Origin of the sequence: Providencia sp. CIM-Carb-044 (assembly GCF_033901115.1) — a bacterium.
Taxonomy (GTDB): domain Bacteria; phylum Pseudomonadota; class Gammaproteobacteria; order Enterobacterales; family Enterobacteriaceae; genus Providencia; species Providencia hangzhouensis.
Genome location: NZ_JAXADV010000007.1, coordinates 120,584 through 141,936 on the forward strand (window position 1 = coordinate 120,584; position 21,353 = coordinate 141,936).

The 21,353-nt window shown below is 45.7% G+C and carries 26 protein-coding genes; 3 read left to right on the plus strand and 23 right to left on the minus strand.

Features of this window, described 5'->3' with window-relative positions:
- Nucleotides 1–11 precede the first annotated feature (11 nt).
- The 3 genes from SJ312_RS14910 to SJ312_RS14920 are packed head-to-tail and all read right to left on the minus strand — an operon-like array spanning nt 12 to nt 2,847.
- Nucleotides 12–1,448 (minus strand): conjugal transfer protein TraH, encoded by a 1,437-nt coding sequence (locus SJ312_RS14910; RefSeq protein ID WP_042847221.1) that lies wholly within the window; start codon nt 1,446–1,448, stop codon nt 12–14.
- Nucleotides 1,449–1,469: 21 nt separating this feature from the next.
- On the minus strand, nt 1,470–2,531 hold the full coding sequence (gene traF, locus SJ312_RS14915; RefSeq protein WP_042847222.1) for a conjugal transfer protein TraF: 1,062 nt from the start codon (nt 2,529–2,531) through the stop codon (nt 1,470–1,472).
- Nucleotides 2,509–2,847 carry a hypothetical protein gene (locus SJ312_RS14920; protein WP_166268095.1) on the minus strand — a complete coding sequence of 113 codons (339 nt, stop codon included), beginning with the start codon at nt 2,845–2,847 and terminating at the stop codon, nt 2,509–2,511. Before SJ312_RS14920 ends, traF begins: the two co-directional genes overlap by 23 nt.
- Nucleotides 2,848–2,883: 36 nt before the next feature.
- Between SJ312_RS14920 and SJ312_RS14925 the strand changes: the two genes are divergently transcribed.
- Nucleotides 2,884–3,285 carry a hypothetical protein gene (locus SJ312_RS14925; RefSeq protein ID WP_042847223.1) on the plus strand — a complete coding sequence of 134 codons (402 nt, stop codon included), beginning with the start codon at nt 2,884–2,886 and terminating at the stop codon, nt 3,283–3,285.
- 51 nt (nt 3,286–3,336) lie between these two features.
- Here the strand turns inward: SJ312_RS14925 and SJ312_RS14930 are convergent, their stop codons facing one another.
- The 17 genes from SJ312_RS14930 to SJ312_RS15010 all read right to left on the minus strand — a co-directional run bounded on the left by SJ312_RS14930 (nt 3,337) and on the right by SJ312_RS15010 (nt 16,492).
- Nucleotides 3,337–3,549, minus strand: coding sequence for a hypothetical protein (locus SJ312_RS14930; protein ID WP_042847224.1), 213 nt, complete (start codon nt 3,547–3,549; stop codon nt 3,337–3,339).
- Between the two features lie 42 nt (nt 3,550–3,591).
- Entirely contained in the window at nt 3,592–4,101 is a 510-nt protein-coding gene (locus tag SJ312_RS14935) for a hypothetical protein (RefSeq protein ID WP_042847225.1), read from the minus strand.
- A gap of 37 nt (nt 4,102–4,138) precedes the next feature.
- Nucleotides 4,139–4,528: a hypothetical protein gene (locus tag SJ312_RS14940; RefSeq protein WP_042847226.1), complete on the minus strand. Its 390-nt coding sequence runs from the start codon at nt 4,526–4,528 to the stop codon at nt 4,139–4,141.
- A 35-nt stretch (nt 4,529–4,563) separates the two neighbouring features.
- Complete coding sequence (locus SJ312_RS14945) at nt 4,564–4,824, minus strand: hypothetical protein (RefSeq protein WP_042847227.1); 261 nt, start codon at nt 4,822–4,824, stop codon at nt 4,564–4,566.
- A 43-nt stretch (nt 4,825–4,867) separates the two neighbouring features.
- Nucleotides 4,868–5,095 carry a hypothetical protein gene (locus SJ312_RS14950; protein ID WP_042847228.1) on the minus strand — a complete coding sequence of 76 codons (228 nt, stop codon included), beginning with the start codon at nt 5,093–5,095 and terminating at the stop codon, nt 4,868–4,870.
- Nucleotides 5,096–5,098: 3 nt separating this feature from the next.
- Nucleotides 5,099–5,413: a hypothetical protein gene (locus tag SJ312_RS14955; RefSeq protein ID WP_042847229.1), complete on the minus strand. Its 315-nt coding sequence runs from the start codon at nt 5,411–5,413 to the stop codon at nt 5,099–5,101.
- Nucleotides 5,414–5,473: 60 nt separating this feature from the next.
- Nucleotides 5,474–5,959, minus strand: coding sequence for a hypothetical protein (locus tag SJ312_RS14960; protein ID WP_042847230.1), 486 nt, complete (start codon nt 5,957–5,959; stop codon nt 5,474–5,476).
- A 98-nt stretch (nt 5,960–6,057) separates the two neighbouring features.
- Nucleotides 6,058–7,779, minus strand: a complete 1,722-nt coding sequence (locus SJ312_RS14965) for a VWA domain-containing protein (RefSeq protein ID WP_226617179.1) — start codon at nt 7,777–7,779, stop codon at nt 6,058–6,060.
- A gap of 108 nt (nt 7,780–7,887) precedes the next feature.
- Nucleotides 7,888–8,169 (minus strand): hypothetical protein, encoded by a 282-nt coding sequence (locus SJ312_RS14970; protein WP_042847232.1) that lies wholly within the window; start codon nt 8,167–8,169, stop codon nt 7,888–7,890.
- Between the two features lie 52 nt (nt 8,170–8,221).
- A complete protein-coding gene (locus SJ312_RS14975; protein WP_052219376.1) occupies nt 8,222–9,487 on the minus strand; it encodes a DUF3150 domain-containing protein in 1,266 nt (421 codons plus the stop codon).
- A 99-nt stretch (nt 9,488–9,586) separates the two neighbouring features.
- Nucleotides 9,587–10,648, minus strand: coding sequence for an AAA family ATPase (locus tag SJ312_RS14980; protein ID WP_042847233.1), 1,062 nt, complete (start codon nt 10,646–10,648; stop codon nt 9,587–9,589).
- Between the two features lie 66 nt (nt 10,649–10,714).
- The gene (locus SJ312_RS14985) at nt 10,715–11,089 is read right to left on the minus strand and encodes a hypothetical protein (protein WP_042847234.1); all 375 of its coding nucleotides are present in this window, start codon (nt 11,087–11,089) and stop codon (nt 10,715–10,717) included.
- 367 nt (nt 11,090–11,456) lie between these two features.
- On the minus strand, nt 11,457–12,572 hold the full coding sequence (locus SJ312_RS14990; RefSeq protein WP_052219377.1) for a lambda-exonuclease family protein: 1,116 nt from the start codon (nt 12,570–12,572) through the stop codon (nt 11,457–11,459).
- 59 nt (nt 12,573–12,631) lie between these two features.
- Nucleotides 12,632–14,176: a recombinase RecT gene (locus tag SJ312_RS14995; protein ID WP_042847235.1), complete on the minus strand. Its 1,545-nt coding sequence runs from the start codon at nt 14,174–14,176 to the stop codon at nt 12,632–12,634.
- Between the two features lie 85 nt (nt 14,177–14,261).
- Nucleotides 14,262–14,951 carry a single-stranded DNA-binding protein gene (locus SJ312_RS15000; RefSeq protein WP_052219378.1) on the minus strand — a complete coding sequence of 230 codons (690 nt, stop codon included), beginning with the start codon at nt 14,949–14,951 and terminating at the stop codon, nt 14,262–14,264.
- Between the two features lie 467 nt (nt 14,952–15,418).
- A complete protein-coding gene (locus tag SJ312_RS15005; protein WP_042847236.1) occupies nt 15,419–15,856 on the minus strand; it encodes a hypothetical protein in 438 nt (145 codons plus the stop codon).
- A gap of 78 nt (nt 15,857–15,934) precedes the next feature.
- Nucleotides 15,935–16,492 (minus strand): hypothetical protein, encoded by a 558-nt coding sequence (locus tag SJ312_RS15010; RefSeq protein WP_196053748.1) that lies wholly within the window; start codon nt 16,490–16,492, stop codon nt 15,935–15,937.
- Between the two features lie 560 nt (nt 16,493–17,052).
- Between SJ312_RS15010 and SJ312_RS15015 the strand changes: the two genes are divergently transcribed.
- Both SJ312_RS15015 and SJ312_RS15020 read left to right on the plus strand, forming a co-directional pair.
- Nucleotides 17,053–17,802, plus strand: coding sequence for an AcaB family transcriptional regulator (locus SJ312_RS15015; protein ID WP_052219379.1), 750 nt, complete (start codon nt 17,053–17,055; stop codon nt 17,800–17,802).
- A gap of 143 nt (nt 17,803–17,945) precedes the next feature.
- The gene (locus SJ312_RS15020) at nt 17,946–18,476 is read left to right on the plus strand and encodes a tetratricopeptide repeat protein (RefSeq protein ID WP_042847238.1); all 531 of its coding nucleotides are present in this window, start codon (nt 17,946–17,948) and stop codon (nt 18,474–18,476) included.
- Between the two features lie 50 nt (nt 18,477–18,526).
- Here SJ312_RS15020 and SJ312_RS15025 read toward each other — a convergent pair whose 3' ends face one another.
- The 3 genes from SJ312_RS15025 to lepB are packed head-to-tail and all read right to left on the minus strand — an operon-like array spanning nt 18,527 to nt 21,314.
- Nucleotides 18,527–19,612 (minus strand): TraU family protein, encoded by a 1,086-nt coding sequence (locus tag SJ312_RS15025; protein WP_226617178.1) that lies wholly within the window; start codon nt 19,610–19,612, stop codon nt 18,527–18,529.
- Nucleotides 19,609–20,868: a TrbC family F-type conjugative pilus assembly protein gene (locus tag SJ312_RS15030; RefSeq protein ID WP_191901260.1), complete on the minus strand. Its 1,260-nt coding sequence runs from the start codon at nt 20,866–20,868 to the stop codon at nt 19,609–19,611. The genes SJ312_RS15025 and SJ312_RS15030 overlap by 4 nt, the downstream gene beginning before the upstream one ends.
- Nucleotides 20,862–21,314 carry a signal peptidase I gene (gene lepB, locus SJ312_RS15035; RefSeq protein ID WP_226617185.1) on the minus strand — a complete coding sequence of 151 codons (453 nt, stop codon included), beginning with the start codon at nt 21,312–21,314 and terminating at the stop codon, nt 20,862–20,864. Before lepB ends, SJ312_RS15030 begins: the two co-directional genes overlap by 7 nt.
- Nucleotides 21,315–21,353 lie beyond the last annotated feature (39 nt).

Sequence of the window (21,353 nt, forward strand, 5' to 3'; positions counted from 1 at the left end):
CTCATATCCTCTTAGAGTGCGCCGTCTACCGACCCTTCACCTTGATATTCAGTTAAAGGCAGGGATTGCATGTAGGACTGGAAGGTTTCCTGGATCTTCTCTTCACCGCCGTATCTGGCCGCTAATGTGCTATAGGAAATTGCCAAATTACGTCGCGCATCTTCTATCAACTTATACATCTCTTCGTAGTAAGCTGAAGCAGAATCATCGTTAGACTGCGCCATACGGGCCCCTGTTGCTGCGGCCGTTAGTAGATCACTGAGGTATTGATTCGCAGCCGAGTAGGATAGGACAGGTGAGATGGCTCGAATATACGAATGACTGGCGTTCAGGTCATGCCTTGCCAAAATGATAGCTTTATTACCAGCGCCACCAACGTTGTAATACCCAGCCTGTTCATGCCGCTCTCTAGATACTTCACCACCCGATTTTGCCGAAACCAGATACCCATCATCAATGAAGAATTTATTAATGGTGTTAGCAACGCCATTCAAGCCAATTTGCTGTTGCACTGGGTTTTCGCACGTTTCGGTTTGGTTTACGCAACTCCACATATGGAAGGCGGGGTCACCATGAATAATAGAATCCAACACGGAGCTAGTTGCCAGAGGGCCAAGTCGAACAACGCTTTTTTTAATGGATCCGTCTTTGTCTGTACTGATATCTTTTCCAACAATAATCGTACCAGTGAGAGACATAACCAATTCTTTCTGTTGTTGCTCAGAGCCTTCGAATTGAGATGAGAACTGTCCATTTTGCAGCAAGCACCACATGAGGTTGCCATAGTCGCCACAAGGCTTACGTTTCCCTGTATCACCTTTGACTTTCTCTGGGGCTTCACCACCACCTGAGTTACCCCACATTGCCTTGAACTGGTCAACAACACCATCAGACGAGAGTTGGGATGACACGGACATTTTGGCATTTTCACCAAATGCGGAAGCTGTATCTACCAGTAATCCTTTTGCTAATTGGCAGGAGTTAACGGTCAGATCGTTCATTTGCTGAACAACAGCCTGCATTTTTGAAATGGCATTATCCAGAACTGCATCCATTGCGTTAAGTGCCAGCTGAAAAGCCAGACCAGCCGCGTTAGCGGCGATGTTACGTAGCATCTGAACAAACTGCTCGGCATTGATAAATGAGAAAGACCCACCAAAAAGGTCGATCCCTCCACAGCCGCCCGACGCGGCAGGAAGATCGATTGTGACTGGCGTAAGAGTTCTTAGTTTATTTCGGAGAACAAAGCCCCCACCAGTGTACCCATCACGAGTAATGCTGTGATAATCTCCCGCGCCAGTTACATTGGACATTGAACCGAACATACTATCGAGCTGGGTACTGATATCCGCAGCATTGGAAGAAGACGTGAACACACCCGACAGAGCAATCGATATTGCTAAGATAGTGCGTTTGAGCCCTTTAGATTTTTGATGTTGTAAAACCATTTTTTGTTACTCCCGCTACTGTTATTTCGCCTTTGTAGATGCTGCGTAACCAGATTTCTTCTGAATGTATTTGATAAAGTCGTCCGAGTTCTCCAGGTACTCTTCCGGCATATCTTTCAGGATGCTCGAATCGATATACCCATTGTCGTTATATGGAAGCGTGCTTTTGTACTGCTCGTTGGTGATGAGCCCCGAGTCATGTGCAATCATGATTGTGCGGGATATCAACTGATCGGCACTGAGAGGCCCGAATGAAAGAATCCGCGTTGCCTCTGGAGGAATAGCCAGTGCGAGCGCAGGAGTGTTGGTGATCTGCAATTTTGCTGCTTGACCAGTATCTGCACGCCAGTTCTCCATGATGTTTCCAGGCATTGGTTTACCATCAATCGAAATTGGAATAACTTTCATACCGGTCATGTAAGTGAACGTATTCATGATCGCCGCTTGTTTCACACAGATTGAGCAATCTTCGCCACGGAAGAAAAAGAAAACCCCAGCGCGTGTGGCAATGTCTTTTATAACAAGCCGTGAGTTTTTTTCAGCCTCCGCAGACTGGTCCATAGCGCCGAAGGTAGACGTAGAGCGACGACTGCTTTCATCAATCAATGGATCTGTAGATGTCACTAAGCGCGCCATATCAGTAAACCGGCTCGCCTTGTCCAACATAATGCGCTGCGCAAGGTAATAGGCCCGGACGTTTTCCTGGGTTGGCTCGTCAATTGCGCGGTCACGTAATTTCTGTACGTTTTCACGGTACCAGGCCACGGTAAAGGCTTCAGGCCCCTCTTCAGGAGTAACCGCAACGGAAGGTTCAGGGACAGGCATTTGCTTGTCCTGCTCTTCGGTTTTGTCCGCTTTAGCAACAGTAGTCTCAGGTTCGATTTCTTTCGGCGGTTCAGGAGGCATTTTTTTCCAGAACCAGCCTTCTTCTTTTCCATCCAGAAACGAGGTACCTCCAGCGGTAACCTGCCCGTTGGAAGCCTTTGGTTTATTATCTTTGCCACCCTCTGCTACCGCATGAGCAGAGAGCACCCCAAATACCAGGGTAGCGATGACTGTTTTATTGAAACTTTGGAATTTCATCTTCATTACCTTTGGTAAGAATTGCCGCTATCCTGTCAGTCCAAAAAAAGGAGTTTTTCCCCTTAAAAACCCTGGCTTTTTCAAGCTGTTGGCACAGTTGATAGTGTCTATATCTTTGTTGCCCGATCTTCTTAATGATGCTTTCGGGTTTTATACCAATTTCCTTACAGGCCTCATCGAGGGTCATGCGTCCGCCGTACTTACGTTCAAGTTCACGCTGCAAGCTGAGACGGTTAGAGTCAGTGCAGAGTATGGCTGGCAGCTTAAAAACAGGCATGAGCATCGAACGGCTGTGAGCACATACGAGAAGTTTCATCAAATCCCTCATCTGATGAATCAATGAGCGGTCATTTTGTCATACACAGGCAAGGAAAACGGCAAAAAAGGCCAGCAAAATGAGGCCAAAAACCGGTGTTCTCAAAGGGTTGAAGGAATCGCATGTGCTTGCGTTTTGTTTACCATCCTTCCGTTGTCTGTGAATGCAGCTCCGGTTATGGCTGGTAAAAAAAAGCAAAAAAAAACCCTGTCCGAAGACAGGGTTTTGGGTGGTTACCCTAGGCTGGAATTACGATTTGCTCTTGTTGCGAGTAAACGCGATCGGCATCGAGACAATCAAAAGAACTTTGATGACAAAGTCCTCTGTCACCTTGATGCCAAAGTGACTACCGAAAACAATCACCATGACAGCAATTGCAACAGTAAAAACAAGAGAGAAGAAGCGAAGGGTATTAAGTTTCATTTTAGGGCTCACTGAGGGAAGTTAAGCACAACGAGGATGTTGTGCGGAGGGGAAGTTAAATCGAAGTTATAGAGAGTGACGCAGTTTCATAATTTTACCGTAGACATCCTGAAGGATGAGCACGATGAAATAAGCGGCCAATGCAACACAACCGGCAGCAATGACAGACATGACAACAATAACAACTACCATAGTCATGACATCAAAGCTGAAAAATACCGTTGCAGCTACAATGATTACCGCAGGAATCAGCGGCAGGAATTTAAATATGTTTTTCATACATCACCAGTGAAAGAGAGTTTGTGGACAGCAAAAAAGCAATTAGTGAAACAGGTGTGCTTTTAAACCGATGGTGTAACGAGAGTAGATACCACCAAAGAGAGAATCTTTGAAAACATCCGGTTCTTCATTATCAGACAAAACAGCCTCAGCCATCTCCACGATACTCACCAACATCTGCGCGCAGAATGAGTTTTTCTTAAACAAATCCCGGTACAAACTGGTATGAATCACCCCATTCAAGTCCATCGCCAAGTTAATCAATAATGCTTGATTAACAGACAGCGAAGGGCAGTCAGGGTCATTGAACGATTCCGTACCAACACCAATTCGGTTCATTGCAAGCAATGTCCGAACCTCGCCTTCCAAATCAGCAAAGCGATGATTGATGTCAATATAGGTTTCTTCATTAATCACCACACCGAGATCATCGCGTAAATCAGAACCGCGCGAGTAATCTTCTTCATCAACGGGCACAATTTCCAAAAGGATGTTGCGAACAGCGATAGGGAAAGTTGTGGTGTAGCTATTGTCAGAGGTAACGTAACGCATGAGAAATACTCCTGTAGATAAAAATGAAGGGTAAGGATTACCAAACACATTGTTCTTTCATGAACTCGGGCTCATGTGCCACGAAACGAACAGCCTCAGCCATCGTTGAGTCGAAGAACCTGGAACACAAACTCCGGCCAAGCATGACTATCTCTTTTTTGAGAAGGTCAAGGCTAGGGTCGGAGAAACGGCCACATGCACAACAATACGCAAAACGAGTCGCCAGCTTTAATACCTGGGATTCGTTCTGATTAATACCAAACGCAGTATTGGCAATGCCAAGTCCACGATCGTTAAGCAATTTCACAGTTAACATATCGGAATGAATTAACGCCAAGTCAGCTTGCTCCTGAACATCAGAAGTGGGCCAAAGGCGCATCTTTTCAGATACGAATCCGTAAATGCTCAATTCGACAGAATGAGACATACGTACCTCTTTAATAGATTTATGAATTTAGAAAATTAAAAGATACCGGGCTTGCAACGAGCCAATGCGGCCAGAATGCGTTCGCGAGCAGGGGAGGGGCTAACAGTTGCCTGAATGCCTTCCATCCAATCCTCAACCGGTATGCGGGTGAATTTGTCGTCTGTATTGCGGATACGAAATGCAATCACTGCCCAACGTGATAAAGCATATTTAATACAAGCTTCATCACCCGGAACGACAACGCCACGCAGTTTCGCGGAAGCGTTATTGTATTCAATCAATGCACAAGCACTCATACAGTTCACCAAAACGAAAGGCCCGCTACGGGGCCTTTGCTTTTCAGAAGTTAATATTATCGTTTACTGTGACAGGAATAGGATCCTGATGTGCAGCAATATCGATGAAGTTAAAACGTTTAATGTTGGTGGCGCGAAGCACTTTGCCAGTAGAGAGCACAAAGGTCTCAACATCAGCATGGCGACTATCAGGCCAGGACTGAGAAATTGAGGTTTCGCGGATTAAATATGACCGTTTATTTGATGTGAAAGACACATAAGGTATCAGCATTGCTTAACCCTCTGAGCCCATCAGACCGTAGCCGTATGTCGTTAACGTATGCACTAAACACAGTGCATCAACGGTCATGTACGGCCACCAATTACCTGTCTCATCACGGAAGAAGTGTATTTCTAGTGAATCCGGGGCCATTGGGTGGTACGTATTGATCACGAAAGACTCTTCAAAAACGGGTAGGTTTTCAAACAAACTAACACTACGCTTTGGTGAATTGCCATGCACGTAACCAATGAGGTCATCAATCATTTCAACGGTAAAGCCGCTTTGTGGTTCAACGACAGAAGTATCAAAATTAATATATTTAGCCATGATGAATATCTCCAAGAGAAAGTAAAACGCTGACAAATGCCAGCGTTATTCTTTAAGCGGTTATGCACACTTCCGAGCAGCTTCGTTCGGGTAGTAGTGATAGAACGCCTTCTTGTATTTTTCGAAACCGCGACGCTGTGATTCAACGAAGTCCATATTTGATGGCGCATCGTAGTGGTTCGACTGAATTAAACGATCTTGTTCAGCCAGGTCATGCTTCCAGCGATGCAGAACACTCATACGAGTCTCTTCTGGGTCCAGTTTGGCGAAGAAGCAGCAGCTAGTGAAAGAGCACAGATCCGACTGATTTTTATCAGAGAAGATCCAGAGAATTTCATCAACACGCTGTTCAACGTTGCTTCTGGGGGCCGTCATGATGTACAGAGAGTCACGAATAATTTCGTAAGCCATCTGTTGCGAATAACGCAATTCATAACGATCATCTTTGGCAGCGCAAATTGCTTCATAAGTCCGGTCGTCAGCTTCAAACAGTTCGTTGAAGGACAGCTGATTTTCATGAGCAAATGCATTTTTGGACATAGTCATTTTGATCACCTTTAATAGATTTAAAATAAATTTAGGAATTAAAAACCCGGCCTCATGCAAAGCAGGAGGCTAAGGATTTGTTTAGGAAGGTTTTAAAATTAACGAGTTAAAGCTTTGCGGGAGACTTCGAGAAGCTTTCCGCGAAGGGCAGAGACAGAACCTACAGCAACACCAGTATCATCGAATAGAGAAGTCATAATGTTTGAATTAGCACCGCCGAAGCCAATACCAATAACAATCACACCTTCTTTTTTCGCGTCATTAACCATCTGAATAACAGGCCCGGAGTTATCGGGCTTACCATCAGTGACCACGACCATGACATGGCGATCAGCGCGCGCATTTAGCAAGTCACTGAACGCAGGCCATAAAGCTTGTTCCAGTGGCGTACAACCATTTGCGCTAATACCAAATTGCTTAGCGTTAACCGCAGCCCGGAAGCTTTGTTCACGCGCTTTTAGCAAGCCAACGTTATTTGCGGTGGCATGTGGGAAATGATAGGCCGAAGTCGAAACACCTTTGATGCCGTCCAACGCAAAGAGCAAGGAGACAACAGCGGCTTCAGCTTCAACCATGTCAGAACCCAATGAACTGCTTGAATCAAGCAGAACAGTAAAGGCAGAGTTGAACTCAACAGCTTTAGATTTGTGTCGGAATAACTTGGTTTCTCCTAAAAGAGCCGAAGTCAGCCGACGCGTATCCATAACACGACCCGTTTCTTTGTGTGTACGACGAGTTTGTTGCATACCTTGTAGTAGCCCGTGCATTGACTGACGAAGGCCAGACGCAGCCTGAACACCTCGGAGAACCGAAGCTTCTCTGGTTGCGTGACGCTTAGCCGGAGCAATACCGAACGGGGTAGCAGCAGGTGTGCGTTCACTTGGAGAAACGTTGTCTTTAATACAGTCATTCAAGCGTTCACCAGCACCTTTAATAACCTCGTTGAGATTATCATCAGTGACATTGGCAAAAGGGTCTGAATGGTCTGATTTAGACGGTGTTGAGCTGGTAGAAACGCTGGTGGAAACATCACTGCCAGAAGCAGGGCTGTCACCATTTTCAGGTTCATTACCAGGCTGAGCGGAAGTACCTTGAGACGATTGACCGTCAGAAGAGCCATCGCCAGCATCTACATTAGAGTCAGCACTATCATTATCTTCGCCAGGCTGTGAGTTATCACTGCTTGGTTCGGATTGTGAATCGTCACCGGTCTCAGGAGGCAGATCATGTTGGTCTTGTTGATTATCGTTAAAAGCATCTACTGCAAGATCGTAAAGACGACAGGAAATATCCAGACAGTCGGCAATGGAAGGCGCGTTAATCGCCAAACCGAGAATGTCCATCGCTGTATCAAACATGTTTTGTCCGAATAAGCGAATGAAGTCTGATTGGGCTTGATCAACAGGAATGTTAAGTGCGTGATACCGTTTGAAACCACACAAGAGTAAACCGTTGATAAATGCTACAGCAGGATCATCAGTTGGTTTCGTGTCCTCATTAAAAACAAAGTGATTTAACGCTTTGAGAAATGAAGGCACTCCGGGAAAGCGACGACCTATCGCACGTTCAATACGAAGATCTTCGGTTATGTTTACCAACTTACCAAGAACACTTGGGTTGTAGCCTTGTTTGGCACGAGCAGGAATGTCTTCTTTCAGAATCGGAAATTCTGTGTATTTGACATGCGCAGCTTCGTGAACCAAATAACCCAGAAGGACGTCAGACAATTTTTCAGCATCCTTATAGAAAGGAATGTTGATAGTGAATGAAGAACCTTGCTGAGAAGCACAAGCCGTAGAACCACCAACAGTTACATTCACTCCGAGCTGATCGCTCAGGGCGCGTGCAACGACGGGCAGAGAGTTATAAATACCCATACTTACCTCACAATAGATTTAATATAAATTTAAAAGGACGAAAACGAGTCGTTAAGGACGTTTCAAACAGGTGCGAAGGTCACCGTTGTCAGCCAAACGTAAAAAAAACGTTTTGCTATCCAAAGTCACCGAGGCGTTTTGCAGTACCTGTTGCCAGGTAAAGCGGTAGAGAGAGTGAGACGGGCCTAAACGGAGGATGTCGAAATCAGTTTCAGAAACACCAAGCCAGGGCAGGGTATTACCAAACAACACAGCAAAAGCCATAGGAAGCTGCTCACCGTATTTACTAAACTCAACAAGTAACTCGTTGTTGCACAAAAGATACTTTTGCATAACCAAGTCCATATTTAGGAAATTAAAAAAGGCCCGTAAAGGGGCCTTAGATTTAGAACATCATGATCCCATCGTCTGAATCGGTATCAGCAAAATCCAGATTAACTGGAGTAGCAGAAGCCGGGGCATTCAAATCGACAGCGGCAGCAGGAACGACGAAAGAACTCAGCAGCGCGCTATCATCAACAACTTCAACAGAACCAGCAGGCTGATTAACTTCAACAGTGCTTGACGTATCAGCCACTGTAACAACCGGGTCTGCAACAGGACCGGCCGGAGGCAAGTCGAGTGGCAGGTCGGCCAAGAAGCTATCATCAATCGTTTCAGCAACAGCGAATGCGTTCGTGTGTGGAACCACGTCAGCAGGAGTGGCTGGTGTTGTTTCCAAAGCAGGTTGTGCTGGTGGAGAAACCAAATCGGTAGTCGGCAACTCAAAAGAGGCGTCGAGAACCAAAGAGGCATCCAAACCAGAATCAGCTTGCGGATTTGAAAGCAACGATACAAACGACTTAGCAGCTTGTGGATCGCGGAGGTTGTTTAGAAGGGATAATGCATTGTTGTAGTCTTGACCGGTAACTTTGCCTGTCAAAGGTAAGTTATCAAGCACTTGAGACATGTACTCGCACAGACCTTCAACACTGGGGTCAATAAACGCCAGAGTACGAAGTTTTTCAGCAGAACGACGTAGCGGATTCAGTGTGTGTTGACTGATTGCATCTTTGCTATTCAGGTTCTTTAAGAACTTGTCAGCAACGGAGGCAACGTCTTCATAGACTTCATCTGCCAGACTTTTTACCTGACTTGCAAAACCATCTTGAATGATGGCATTGCCATAAGGAGTGATATGAATCGCAGTAAACCCAAATTGAATTTGGGAATCCATATAGCCGATATCAATCGCGGCATCGCGCACAAGGATTGCACGATACTTTTCCTCAAATGAATTAATCCAGCCATTAAAATCAGCCTTCAAAAATTCTTTTTTGTAGTCATAAAACTCTTGCTTCACATCCTTCAGTTCATCGATGAGTGCATTGACCTTATCCGTTGGGACAGCATAGCCGCCCATGAAAGCAACACCGTAGGACAAACAAGCTTTCTTAGCCTTGTTCTTAAAGCGTTCAAACGGGTTAATCAACTGCGGGTCAATCACTTTCTTAGAACCAAGAGACACCATGACTTCTGGTGGCAGTTCGGCATTTTCACCTAAGTCTTGACGTTGCAGCTTTTTACGGCCGCTAATGCAGGAAATCTCAGAAAGAGAAACCAGGATTAATTGGTCTAAAACTTGAGTGTGAGTTTGGTTATTCGTAGACATATTAGTTACCTTTTATTTATAAATTTAAAATATTAAAAAGGCCCAGAAATGGGCCATTATTTATTTAGAGAATTGCATTTAGAGAGGTGTTAACAAGGTTTAACCGAATACCGCTTTGAGGATGGCATGCAGAGCACGCTTATCATCAGCACCGGCACGGTTACCGATTTGTAAGTCGAAGGAAACTTGCAGAGCTTCAGGCATTTTGGCCTTATTCATCAGCGAGAAACGTTCAACCCAGGCAATCAGCGAGCGAGTAGAGCACGTAACAGACAATCGCGTGTCTGGCGAAACAGCGGATACCTTGACAGAAGAACTGTCATTGGACTGATTAAAATCACCAGCGATATCACTGCCGACAAACAACTTACGAATGATGTTAGCGATTTCAACAAACTTACCTGCGAGCACTTCATCTGAAATGAACTTCTTGATTAACGAGGTTTCAACGTCTTTTGGCATGTAATTCGCGTTGATGAACATATAGCGATCGAGGTTCGCGACGTTCAGCACTTTTACACCACCATAGACACCCGTTAAATCACCTTGGCCGATCGAGTTGGCTGTAGCGACAAAACGGAAGTTAGGATGCTTTTTGATCACTTCGTTGGTTTCAGGAATAACAAGATTCCCACCTTCTAAGATCGCGTTAAAAGCGTTAGCACAGCTTGGGTCAAGTTGGTCGTATTCATCCAAAAGGAAAATGAGGCCAAATTTGTAAGCAAGTGCCAGAGGACCATAAAGGAAGTCTGTACGGGTATCACCGGTCATTGTGTCGCAAACGAGACGAAGACCACCGACAAGACTATTAATGTCCAAATCCTGAGAAGCTGTTGTTTTCATCAAAGGCCAGTTCAGTCGAGCGGCAACTTGCTCAACAATACTGGTTTTACCGCAGCCTGTAGGGCCGGAGATCCACAGCGACTGACCCTGAGGGTAGTTAATCCACATCAGGACAGACGCACGCAGAGACGGCTCAAACACGTAATGATCATTTCGGCTAGGGATGGCAGCACTGAATGCATTATCCGCAGCGAAACCAGCATACGGTTTAACCTGCGCTTTCATGTGTTCTGGAATGACAACGCCGAATAATTCCGGAGAGATTGCGACGTTACGAACCAGGGTATCAGCAGCTAGAGTAGTGTTAAAAGTAGACATGTATTACCTCAATAATTTAGATAGATTTAAAAGAGTTAGGGAATTTAAAAGTGAAGAGTCGTCGAATTAAGCAGCAGGAGAACAGCAAACCAGATTGGAATGTGTATACCGGCTACTCATTTGTCCTTGTTCACAGACAATCGACTTAGGTGCATAAGTGGCAAACGCCGTAATACCACGCTCGGAAAGCGCGGTGATCAGGGTTGGCATAAAGTAGGTTTTGGCATAAACCAAAACACCTTCAGCCTGGTGACGGGAACACAGCAGCAAAGCGATATCTGCTAGTTCGTCGGCACGTTGCTGCATTAACGAAACGGTGGGGCAGTCATTGAACGAGAGTTTTTCACGAATGATTTGTGAAATGTCACGTTCAACATCAATCACACCCATTTCGCGTTGTGCGTCGGATGCTTTATATGCAGTCAGATTAACGATGGACATGGAGAGACTCCTAAAATTAATAGATTTAAAAGGTTTAAGGCCTCAGAAAAGAGGCGAGATTTAAGGTATTGCAAAGTTCCAGTAGAGTGACTGGAGGCACTTGTTGTTCTCAGCTTGAGAACGAAACACCGTTTTCGACGCATAAAAAAACCCGCTGCTTAAAAAGCAACGGGCTATCGAATTTGGTACAGATATGCGTGTGCCGTGTGAATGAGAGTAAACGCATTCAGAATGGCGATATGGCCGAAATTAGGTGTTTAGGGGCAGGTTGCCAGAAGTTAGGCGGTGTGTACCGCACCGCTACAATAATCAATTCTTACAGCTGGGTCAACAAGAAAAAACCCGACCGAAGTCGGGTGTGAGAGAGTTAAAACAACAACAAGGCATTGTCTTCAACACCGGTGAGTGCATCTCCTTCTGCCACAACAGGTTTGATGGCTTCAGGTGGAATATAAACGCTGTCCTCTGGGGAAGCTTCATACTCATAGACAGACAGGCTGGAGCGAAGAGACTCCTGAGTCACACAGTCCGGATATTGCTCAGCAGTCACATTAAGACGCTCAGCGATCATTTTCCAGTTAGTGCGACCTTTGACTTTACTTTCCAGATAGCGAAAACCAAACCCATCAATACGGACAGGGTCTGTGCTTTTGAAACCAAGACCTGTTGCAAGACCTTGAATCGACGCCTTAAGCGTTTCTTCAAGATTAGACAACTGGGCTTTCACGGCTTCAAACTCGGCTTCTTTGGCGCGGACATTCGCAACTTGACGGCGGATGTCAGCGATACGAGCAGAGAGATCATCTGGAGCAGTAAATTCACTGGTTTGGGCCAGAATATCGGCATCAGAAACCAGCAGGATGTCTTGCTGTTTATCAAAAGCCGGAGCTACCTTTTGATTTAAACGTTCCCAGAACTCTTTGCATGCAGCAAACAAACGTGTGAAAGCGCCCTGGTTAGGTTTGATAAGGAAAATCTTCGGCTGATCTTTAGCGGACCAGAAAACAAGATAAGCTTGCGGGGCACCTGTTACGAATAACTGATGCTGCACCTGCCAGAAGTAATATTTAAATTCCGGCGAGGCTGAACCTTGTTCGAGGATAGCTAAATGTTTTTTCTCTGAGAGATTCTTGATCTCCAGTACAGAACGGTCATCGAGCTGTCCATCAAGCGAAGCTATCATGAACGGGTACTTGGCATGTCGAACGCAAAAGGGTGAGGCTATTTGCCCCAATTCACTTTCGCAGTAAGACCGCGCAAGCGCTTCGAGTTTGTTACCGGCATCCACCTGCTTAATCGCAGATAGATCTTCAGAAGCAAGCAAGCCTGCATACTGAAGGTATAACTGATAAGGCGTTTTCATAGCTCCAGGCGCACCCAAGAGAATTGGGGAGCATGTTGCCGTAACACCTGTTCTACGCCATTTGTGCCACTCTGGAGTTCCTTGTTCAATATCGACAATTTCACAGATTGAATCAGACATACGATCACCATTAATAAATTTATAAAATTAAAAAACCGGCAATAAATGCCGGTTATGTTTTATGCTGCTTTAGCTGTTGAAATCAGGTTGCACAACATCTCTTTGAGACCTTTGTGTTTGACTGAATTCAAGGCAGATTCAAGTTCGTCGAATTGACCGGACTGAAGAGCTTGAGAGTAGAGCACTTGCATGGAGTTAGTTTCAGCTTCAACAGAAGAAACCCACTGGGCTGCACTGGCTTTAAACTCCCCGTCAGCAAGACGATTAACAAAGTCATTTGCGATCCCAAAATCACACATGTGAACTGACTCAGAAACTTTCGTACTGAGCAGGTCACGGCGCGATTGTTCCAATTGACGTTTTGCGTAAGCCAATTCGCTGTCGTTGAAAGAAAATGCGTCTTTCAGTTCGGCGATCATGGTTTCGTAAGCCAGCGTTTTTTCTGCGCGGGTAACGAGTTTCGCAATTCGTTTGAAACTGCTTTGACGAACACCTGGAATTTCAGACATCGGAACTTGAAGTTCTTCTGGCTGAGATCCACCCGCATCAGACTTGGGTTGAACATCAACTGGAGCTGACTGAGCTTCCTGTGACGCAGGCTGAGATGCCTTCTCAACGGGTTGGGCCGATTGCGCAGGGGGAGCGACGTCATCATGAGCAACAATTTCACCCTCAATAACACTGTCGTCAGCAACAATAGGCTGAGATGAAGCAACATCATTGTTAGCAGCCTGAGCAGCTTGACGTTGAGCCATTTCAGCAGCAGCAGCTTCAACAGGGACATGAGCGGAAGACTTGAACCCTTCTTCACCGTAGGTATTGAGATAATCAATCACTGCGCTGATTCGAGTTCGGTTGCCTGGGATTAAATGAACGGTTTGTTTAAGGGCGGATTTCAGAACCATTTTCCACGGGAATGTTGTCCACGGAGATAATGCTCTTTTATCAACTTTTTTCCAAGATTCAGAAACTGCGCGAGCAGCGGCTAAATCTTCAACAGTTACAAAGTAAACGAGGTTGCGGCCATCTCGCATGAGAAAGTCCACATAGACACCACGGAAGTTACCGCGAGCGCCTAAGGTACCTTTATCCGTCACCGTCAGAATCAAATCCCCTTTGCTAGCAAATGGGTCAAACTCATGGATCGGACTATTACGACGACCTTGTGGCTTAAATACTGCATCATTCTCAAACACCAATTCAGCAACAATGTCTTGGCAGAGTCCTTCATCTGTAGCCATTTTGATCAGGCCGAGATAAGAGACATCCAAGATCACCCGATTATTGCGTGGAACCAGATATGCCTGTTTCTGTGCAGGGTCGAGTGTCAAACCGGAACTCGCTAACTGTAAAAACGCAGTCTCGAAAGAACGCGGGTTAGTTAACGCAATACCAGTGAGATAGTCACTGTTGTTAATGATGTGCTTGGCAAACACACACTCTCTCTGGAAAGAGATATGTGGGTGCATTGCAGCCTTTTCAAACTGACTACCTAGAGTCATCATGTGACGGGTCACTGTGTCAACTCTGACCGTGATGTCAGTGTTGGCTCTTTTCGCGTTATTGTTGTCATAAGCGCGACGGGCATTGTTCGAATAAGACATGGTAGTACCTCATATTTAATAGATTTAAAAATTGACCAAACAGATATGAAAACGCCACTCAACGAGTGGCGTTTACTGCGGAGTATTAACCGCGCATATCGGAATAACTGCCATTACTAACCATTGCACGAGCTGCAATGAGTTGGTCTGTGACGGTAGGCTTTGTAGAAGGTACGAAGATCGCACTGCTACGAGCTGTCACAGTTTGCTTAACGGTAGGTTGTTGAGCGGGCGGCTGTTGTTTGGCTTCTCTCTTGGCTGCGGCACTTTTCTGTGCTTGCTGGAGTGCTGCACGGAACTTGTTACCGATCGTTTTCACTTCGTCATAACTCATCTTCTGAACAACTAACTCAGCATCCAGACGCGCCTGTAATTCAGGCGAACGCAGTGGTTGTTGAGTTGGTGTCGAAGCAGTGATTGGAGCAACGTAAGACTGAGGATTAGCATCATTAATTCGCGTATCAACGACCAGGTTGGTCGCAATATCGTGAACGGAGAATGCATGGAACTCAGTACGCTGAACATCGGAACCATCTTTCACATAGCGAGCTGTGCGAGCGATAGCTTCGATAGAGATCTCAGAGTCTTTCTTGATGGTATTGTGGAGAAAATCAGCAACTTTACCGAAAGCCTTGATAGGGAAAAACTCAATCACTTTTTGCGAGTTGATCTTCATTTCACAACCCAAACGGAAAAAAATGACAGAGTCATTACCGTTTTTAGCGGGAGTATAACGAGGGTCGATCGCTACTTTACCTTTAGCTTTGGAGAACATAGTTAATACCTCAATTAATAGATTTAAAATATTTAGAAAGTTTATGCCTGGAAAGGCCTGACTAGCCTGAGGTTAAATCTCAGGTACAGTCTGTTTAGGAAGGGAAGTTAAGGGTATTGCAATGCCCAGTAGAGTGACTGGACGCACTGATATTCCTCAGCGTGAGGAAAAACACCGGTTCGACGAGCAGCAAAAAGCCCGGAGCCTTATAGGGCACCGGGCTGTCGAATTCTGTTTTGTAGGCATGAAAAAGCCGTGAGAATGAATGCGGGATTCATTCGTAGAGGCGCTGGTGGCCGAAATTAGGTGTTTTGGTTAAGGGCTATTGCCGGAAGTTATGCGATGTAATCGCCAGAACAGAGTAAGCGATAGGAGCGTAAGGGTCAATCGAAAGGCAAAAAAAAACCCAGCATAGGCTGGGTTTCTTGGGAGGTTAAGATGAAAAATGATAGAAGAACATTCGAAACTCAATGATACGCAGCAGCTAATTGAAGGTATCGACGATGAATGAAGTCCAGGGTGGCGCGATAGGTAAAGCTATTGGAGTAGCTCGTTCCATCCAGATGGACAAAGATCATGAATGCGTCTTCTAGACGTGAACGATCTTTTTTTCTCAATCGATTCTTACCAATATTGCATGCTACTGAAGCCAACATGAATTTAACTTTGGCCATCAACTTGATAGCTTCAGTCCGGTTTTTAACGCCGCATTCACGAAGTGCAATATCATCATTTTGACTGATACAAAGAGGGCAATCATCAGCACCTTCATGGTGACAGCAATGCCATCCACAATCATTACAATTGAGGGTATAGGTATTGCGGGAAGCATCAAAGCCTTCCAACTGACAAGGACTACCACAACGAATACAGTTTTCGAACGTGGAAGCATTAATGATAATCATAAATCACCTTGAAATTAATAGATTTAAAATAGTTAAAAGCCCAGGAATCTGGGCTTGTTTAAGAGAGATTAGTGAATATCAGCTAACAACTTCCATGATCCAGAGACCACGACGTTTGTCAGTTTCAAGGTCGCGATAACCAGTCACATTACCCTTGCGATCAAGAACCTGAGCTTTACTGGTGCGCACTTCGGAGTCTTTCCAGAAAACAACAGTGTCACCAATTTTAGCACCAGAATTCTCGACAGCTTTTTTAAGACCAATAGCCCAAACTTTATTTTGCCCTTCGATTTCAACATAGAAGGACATATCGTTTGAACGGTCATTTTTCCAATGAGCCATACCAAAAGAAACCAACTTACCTTCGTGCTCAGTGATAACAGTGCGAGAAGGACGCTTGGCGCTTGAAGTGGTGGAATCATCAGAATCGTCAGACTCATCAAGTTCGTCATCTTCAGTAGAGAAACGAGACATGATTTGAACAGCCAGAACAACAGCTGACAGAGTCAGACAGCCACAGGCAATGATTAAAGGAATAGTGGATTGCACAAATCCAGCCGTGAAAATATAAAAAGCAATGCCAGCTGGCACTACGAACGAAGCGTTCTTAGGACGCCAGAACAACGAGAGGAACATGCCAATATAAACAAAGCCTTGCAATTCGAAAGAAGACATAATATTCACCATAAATTTATATGCGAAGTCCGGCCACAGAGAAACACCCTGAAATGTGAGGATTCAATGGATGTAAACAAAGCGACAGACATCGTAAAAACGAAGTCCGGACACAGACAAAACGCAGGAGTTGAGATAAGAGGAAGTTAACAATTTTTTTGGTTTGGATTGAGATCCAAAAATACCCTTTGCTAGGGCGGCAAGGTGACATGTTTTGTTCAAAGAACAAGAACACGTCAGAGATGCTCTGGCCTGATTTAGGCGTGCGAAACCCGTGAGGAAAGCCAGTTAGGCTACCAGGGGGCGGTGGTATATTCACACCGAAGTTACGGGTTCGCGTTTGAAGTTATGCTGAGAAGAGAGTAGGCCATCAGCTAGGCTGTTACAAAAGCCTACTTCAGATAACCAGTCAAATCAAGAACTGTTTTTCTTCCGCGAAATGCTGGCCTTTTCCCATGACTTGACCGTTTTCGTATGACTAAATAGTCAGGCTTAAATGCGACTAAATGTGAGGATAAATCATGGCAACTACAGAGAAGGCTAAAGTGACTGATAACGCAAAGCAGGGTCAAATCAAACGTAACAACCGTGGCAACCGTACACGTTCGCCGGAGCCTACGCAAAACAAAGGGCAGGCACCTACACGCGAACGCCGCGAATACTCTAACCCGGAGATCACCGTACCGTTCCAGCTGCAAACGCAAGAAGGTATTCGCATGCAGCAACGCCACTACAATTTGATGTCAAAGGCGCTGTTTAATCTGACCATTAACAGCACCGGACTGGAACGCCTCGGTGTAAAAGGGGCGATTGACCGCACCAAAAAAGCCGTGAGTGAAATCCTGGCGGGACCAGAAAAAGAAATTAGCTTCGGCATTTCAACGCTGACTAAAGTTCTTGAAGAGGCCGAGGCTTCTGGAACGAGTCGTATTGAAGAGGTTTCGTATACGGCCCCGCGCGACTACAGCATTCGAGTACGTACTCCTGATGCCATGCGTGTAGTGCGTTTGTTCCGTAGCTTCGATGAGCTGATAACGCTGCTTGATCGCTTGTGGTTGAACAACCTGTTTAATCAGGATGAAGTGGATGACTATAAAACCCGCTTGCGCGACAGTATTCGCAACATGGTTAACACCCTTGACCGGCACGCATCGGCCACTGTCGAAGAACTGAACGACAATAATGGCAAGAATGCAGATGTTGCGAGCCCAGCGAACAAAGAGCAAAGCGAAGCTGAAGCCACGCAAACCGAAAGCCATACCGAAGCGTAATTACCCTCTCATCAAGCCCCCTCACCAAGGCAGGCCACCCACCTGCCTTTTCTGTATGCGCTTGCTTGCAATTAGTGAAATATTTGTTAACGTTCTTCGCATCCTCTGTTTGATTTAATTAATAAAATAACAAATAGGTTTCTATGAAGAAGACAGCCATTGCTCTGCTAACTTTCTCCTTGTGCCTTCCTGCCCTAGGTGCAAATACACAGCAACAAAATACAAATCCCCCCCACACGCAAATCACGAACGATCTTGAAAATCTGTATCAAGAAGGTTGGCGGTATTCGAACGAGGGTAAGTTCGACCTCGCAGAACAATCATTTCTTAAAGCTGCCAAACAAAACCATCTTAAATCCCAGGAATCCCTTGCGTTACATTATTACTTCGGAAAAAACGGTAAGGTTAACTATCGGTTAGCAGGATATTGGTTTCACCAGGCCGCAGGTCAAGGCTCTGCCAGGGCGGAATTTACATTAGGAACAATGTATATAGATGGTGCTGGATTTCCCAAAGATGTTGATTTCGGTATTTTTCTGATTAATAAAGCAAAGGTTAAAGGGTATAAGCCAGCTGAAGAATACATAATCGCTTTTGAAAAATTGAAAGATTCATGCAGACAAAGTTCTTCAAAAGAATGTGATATTACGGTAACTCCACAAATAGGGTGGTAATAAAAAACCCTTGTAGATATACAAGGGTCTGATTCAATCAAAACTGCGAGTTAAATAGTTCGGCAGCAATCCATCCATTGATAGATCATGTATGTTGAGTCTTGGCCTTTTCCTGTGGGGTAGCGATACATTCCACCTTGCCACTGATATGGGGATTCACCGACTTCATGGCCTTCTTTGGTTTCAGGTGTCGGACTGAACATATTCAGTTTGTATTGCTGCTTAGGTAAGGTCGGGTAGATCTTTGACCGGCAGACTGTATCATTCCCCATAGTCCGGTAAGCCAAACCACGACGGTGTTCAACAGCAAGCTCGCGAATACCGGCCAAGCTGGTTGTTCGAGTCGTGTCCATACTGCGCACCGATCCCGTCAATGGGTATTGCCCTCCCCAAGAGCCCGCACACCACCAAAGCGAGTCCATTGGTTGTTTCCCCGCGAATTGAGCCGCTGCCTCTAATGCACAAGCTTGCTGTGCCACGACGTTTGCAACCGCAGCCGATTCCGGGTTCTGGAAGAAAGCCAAAGCTGTGTTGTTCCAGGTTGGGTCAATCTCAGAGAAACTAACCACATCAAAGTCACTGTACGGGTCAGCAGTACATTGCCCCGGCAAATACAGGTCAAGCATACGCAACAGAGGAAGAGCGTACATGTGGGCGTTATAGAAGCTGATTGAAAACTTATTACGTCGCTCTTCATCACCGCCGTCGGTTTGGATGCCGTACTGAAGGTTATTGCCGAGGTTAAGGTTAACCCCTCCCAGCGAAGACATGCAGCCTGGCGTGCGTGTTAGTTCGATGATTTTGCGGGGCTCCCACATAGCTGTCAGCACGCCTGGGTGATACACCCCAAGACCGTCTTGGCAAGCACACGCCATACCACTAGCGGCATTGTCTGGCACTTTACCGGAGGGGCCCATTGTAATTCCTGCAACCTTGATTGGGAAAATACACCCCCAGCATACGTCGGTAAAAAGCTTGAAGGAAAGAAGTTGATTATCACGGCATACCTCATTCACCGCAGGCGCAGTCTCGGCTGTTTTATCAGCCATTGCATTGCCTGCAAAGCATAAGGAAACAGCCGTGGCAGCGATTAGGTGCAAACTGAATGATTTTAATTTTTTGTGTAAGGATTTCATTTTGCCACCTTATTAGCATAGTTGGCTTCAGGGTACTCATTGATGATGAATACTTTTCTGTCAGCAGTGACGATACTGGGTACCGCTTCAATACCAAAGCGCTCAGACATACCTGGCAGGATCATGTAGAGTCGGGCTTTCTCACCGTAATGCTGCGCTGCATCTTTGAACGTATCCCAGCCATCACCGTATACGTTCGTTGTGATCAGAATGGGATTGATGCCTGGCTCCGTGTTTTCGTACTCATGGCGCGCAAAGTCACGCTGCCACGGCACGCTGGCATCAAACACTATCAGCTTCTGGCCGAACGGAATCACATCTAACGGATTCACCTTTCCTTTTTTAGCGACGACAACCCCTTCAGGCGTGACAATATCTTGGGGAATGATTACCGTAGGATCGATGGTGTGGGTTGCGCGCTTCTTAACTGTCGGGAACACTTCAAATTCCTGGCGCTGGCGAGGCCAATAGTTGTTCAAAGCGTCTTTTTTCATTTGCTCAAAGTCGAGATTTTTAACCCCTTCTTCAATCATGTCCAGCAGGCTGCGCTCCACGACTTCTTTCGTAGGGCCTGCGGTACCCAGCTTACCGGTTTTACCCTTCAGGAAGTCGATATTCGAGATGCCAGATACGCTGGCTACAAACTCACCATCTTTCTCATGGATGATGGTTGGAACTGCGGTAACGGCATTATCTTTGAAGATGACCGGATCCAGATTAACTGTCACTTCTGCACCGGAGTCGAGCACCAGCTGTTGCCAGCGAGTGAGTTCGTCCATTAATTTTGCTTTATCAGTAACGCCACGAATAACCAACGAGACATCCCTGCGGCCATCGTAGTCGGTCATCATGTCTTTAATTTCCTTATCAGACAGTGATGCAGAAACTAGCACATAGTAAAAATCACCGGCCATTTTGTTTTGTTTACCGTCCGCAACGTCAGCATCTGCAATTGCGCCAGTGACAGTGTCACTTATCATTTCATTGTCAGTACGCGTTTCTGGCATTTTTCGAAGCATTTCGCGGTTATTTTCACGCGCTGACTTTGCATTAGCTTCTTCATTTTTTTGTTGCTCTCTTGCTACACGGATGAGGCTATCAATATCGGCCTTCTCATTATCCGTTACCTCAGCAGGGCGAGAGGGTAAATCCGTCAAAGGCAGTGATGCCGCACTGACAGAATAGGCCATGCTACTAAACACGGCCAATGCGATGAGAGCTTTGCGAAACTTCGTGACTTTTAGTTGGATTACCATATCGGGTAGGCCCTTCCTATGATTTGTGTTTCCGGCACCGATCCCCAGTAGCGAGAGTCGAAGCTGAGTTTTGTTCGGCCCATAAGCCAGATCCGACCCTCAGGGATAACTCCATTGCGAGTAAGTTCTTGAGGGGTGTGACCTGATTCTGTGGCAAGCGCTAGGCCTTCACCGACCATCGAACCATTTACTGTGGTCTCTTCATCATTCACAGAGATGGCATCCCCACCGACCCCGTCCACCATTTTGATGCCTTTCCCTGACTCACCCATGTATTTCGAACTGAAAGCAAAGGTAGTGCCTTTAACGGGGGTAGTGTCGTGCTTATCTACCAGATAAATACGGTAAGGGGGTAAGCACTGGTTATTTTGAGGGTCAATACCAATTTCGAAACGATGCAACACGTAATAACTTGATGGCGCAGAGATCGCCCCCACCAGCAACATCAGCAAAGCATGTTTTTTCCACGGTCGCTTTTGCTTATA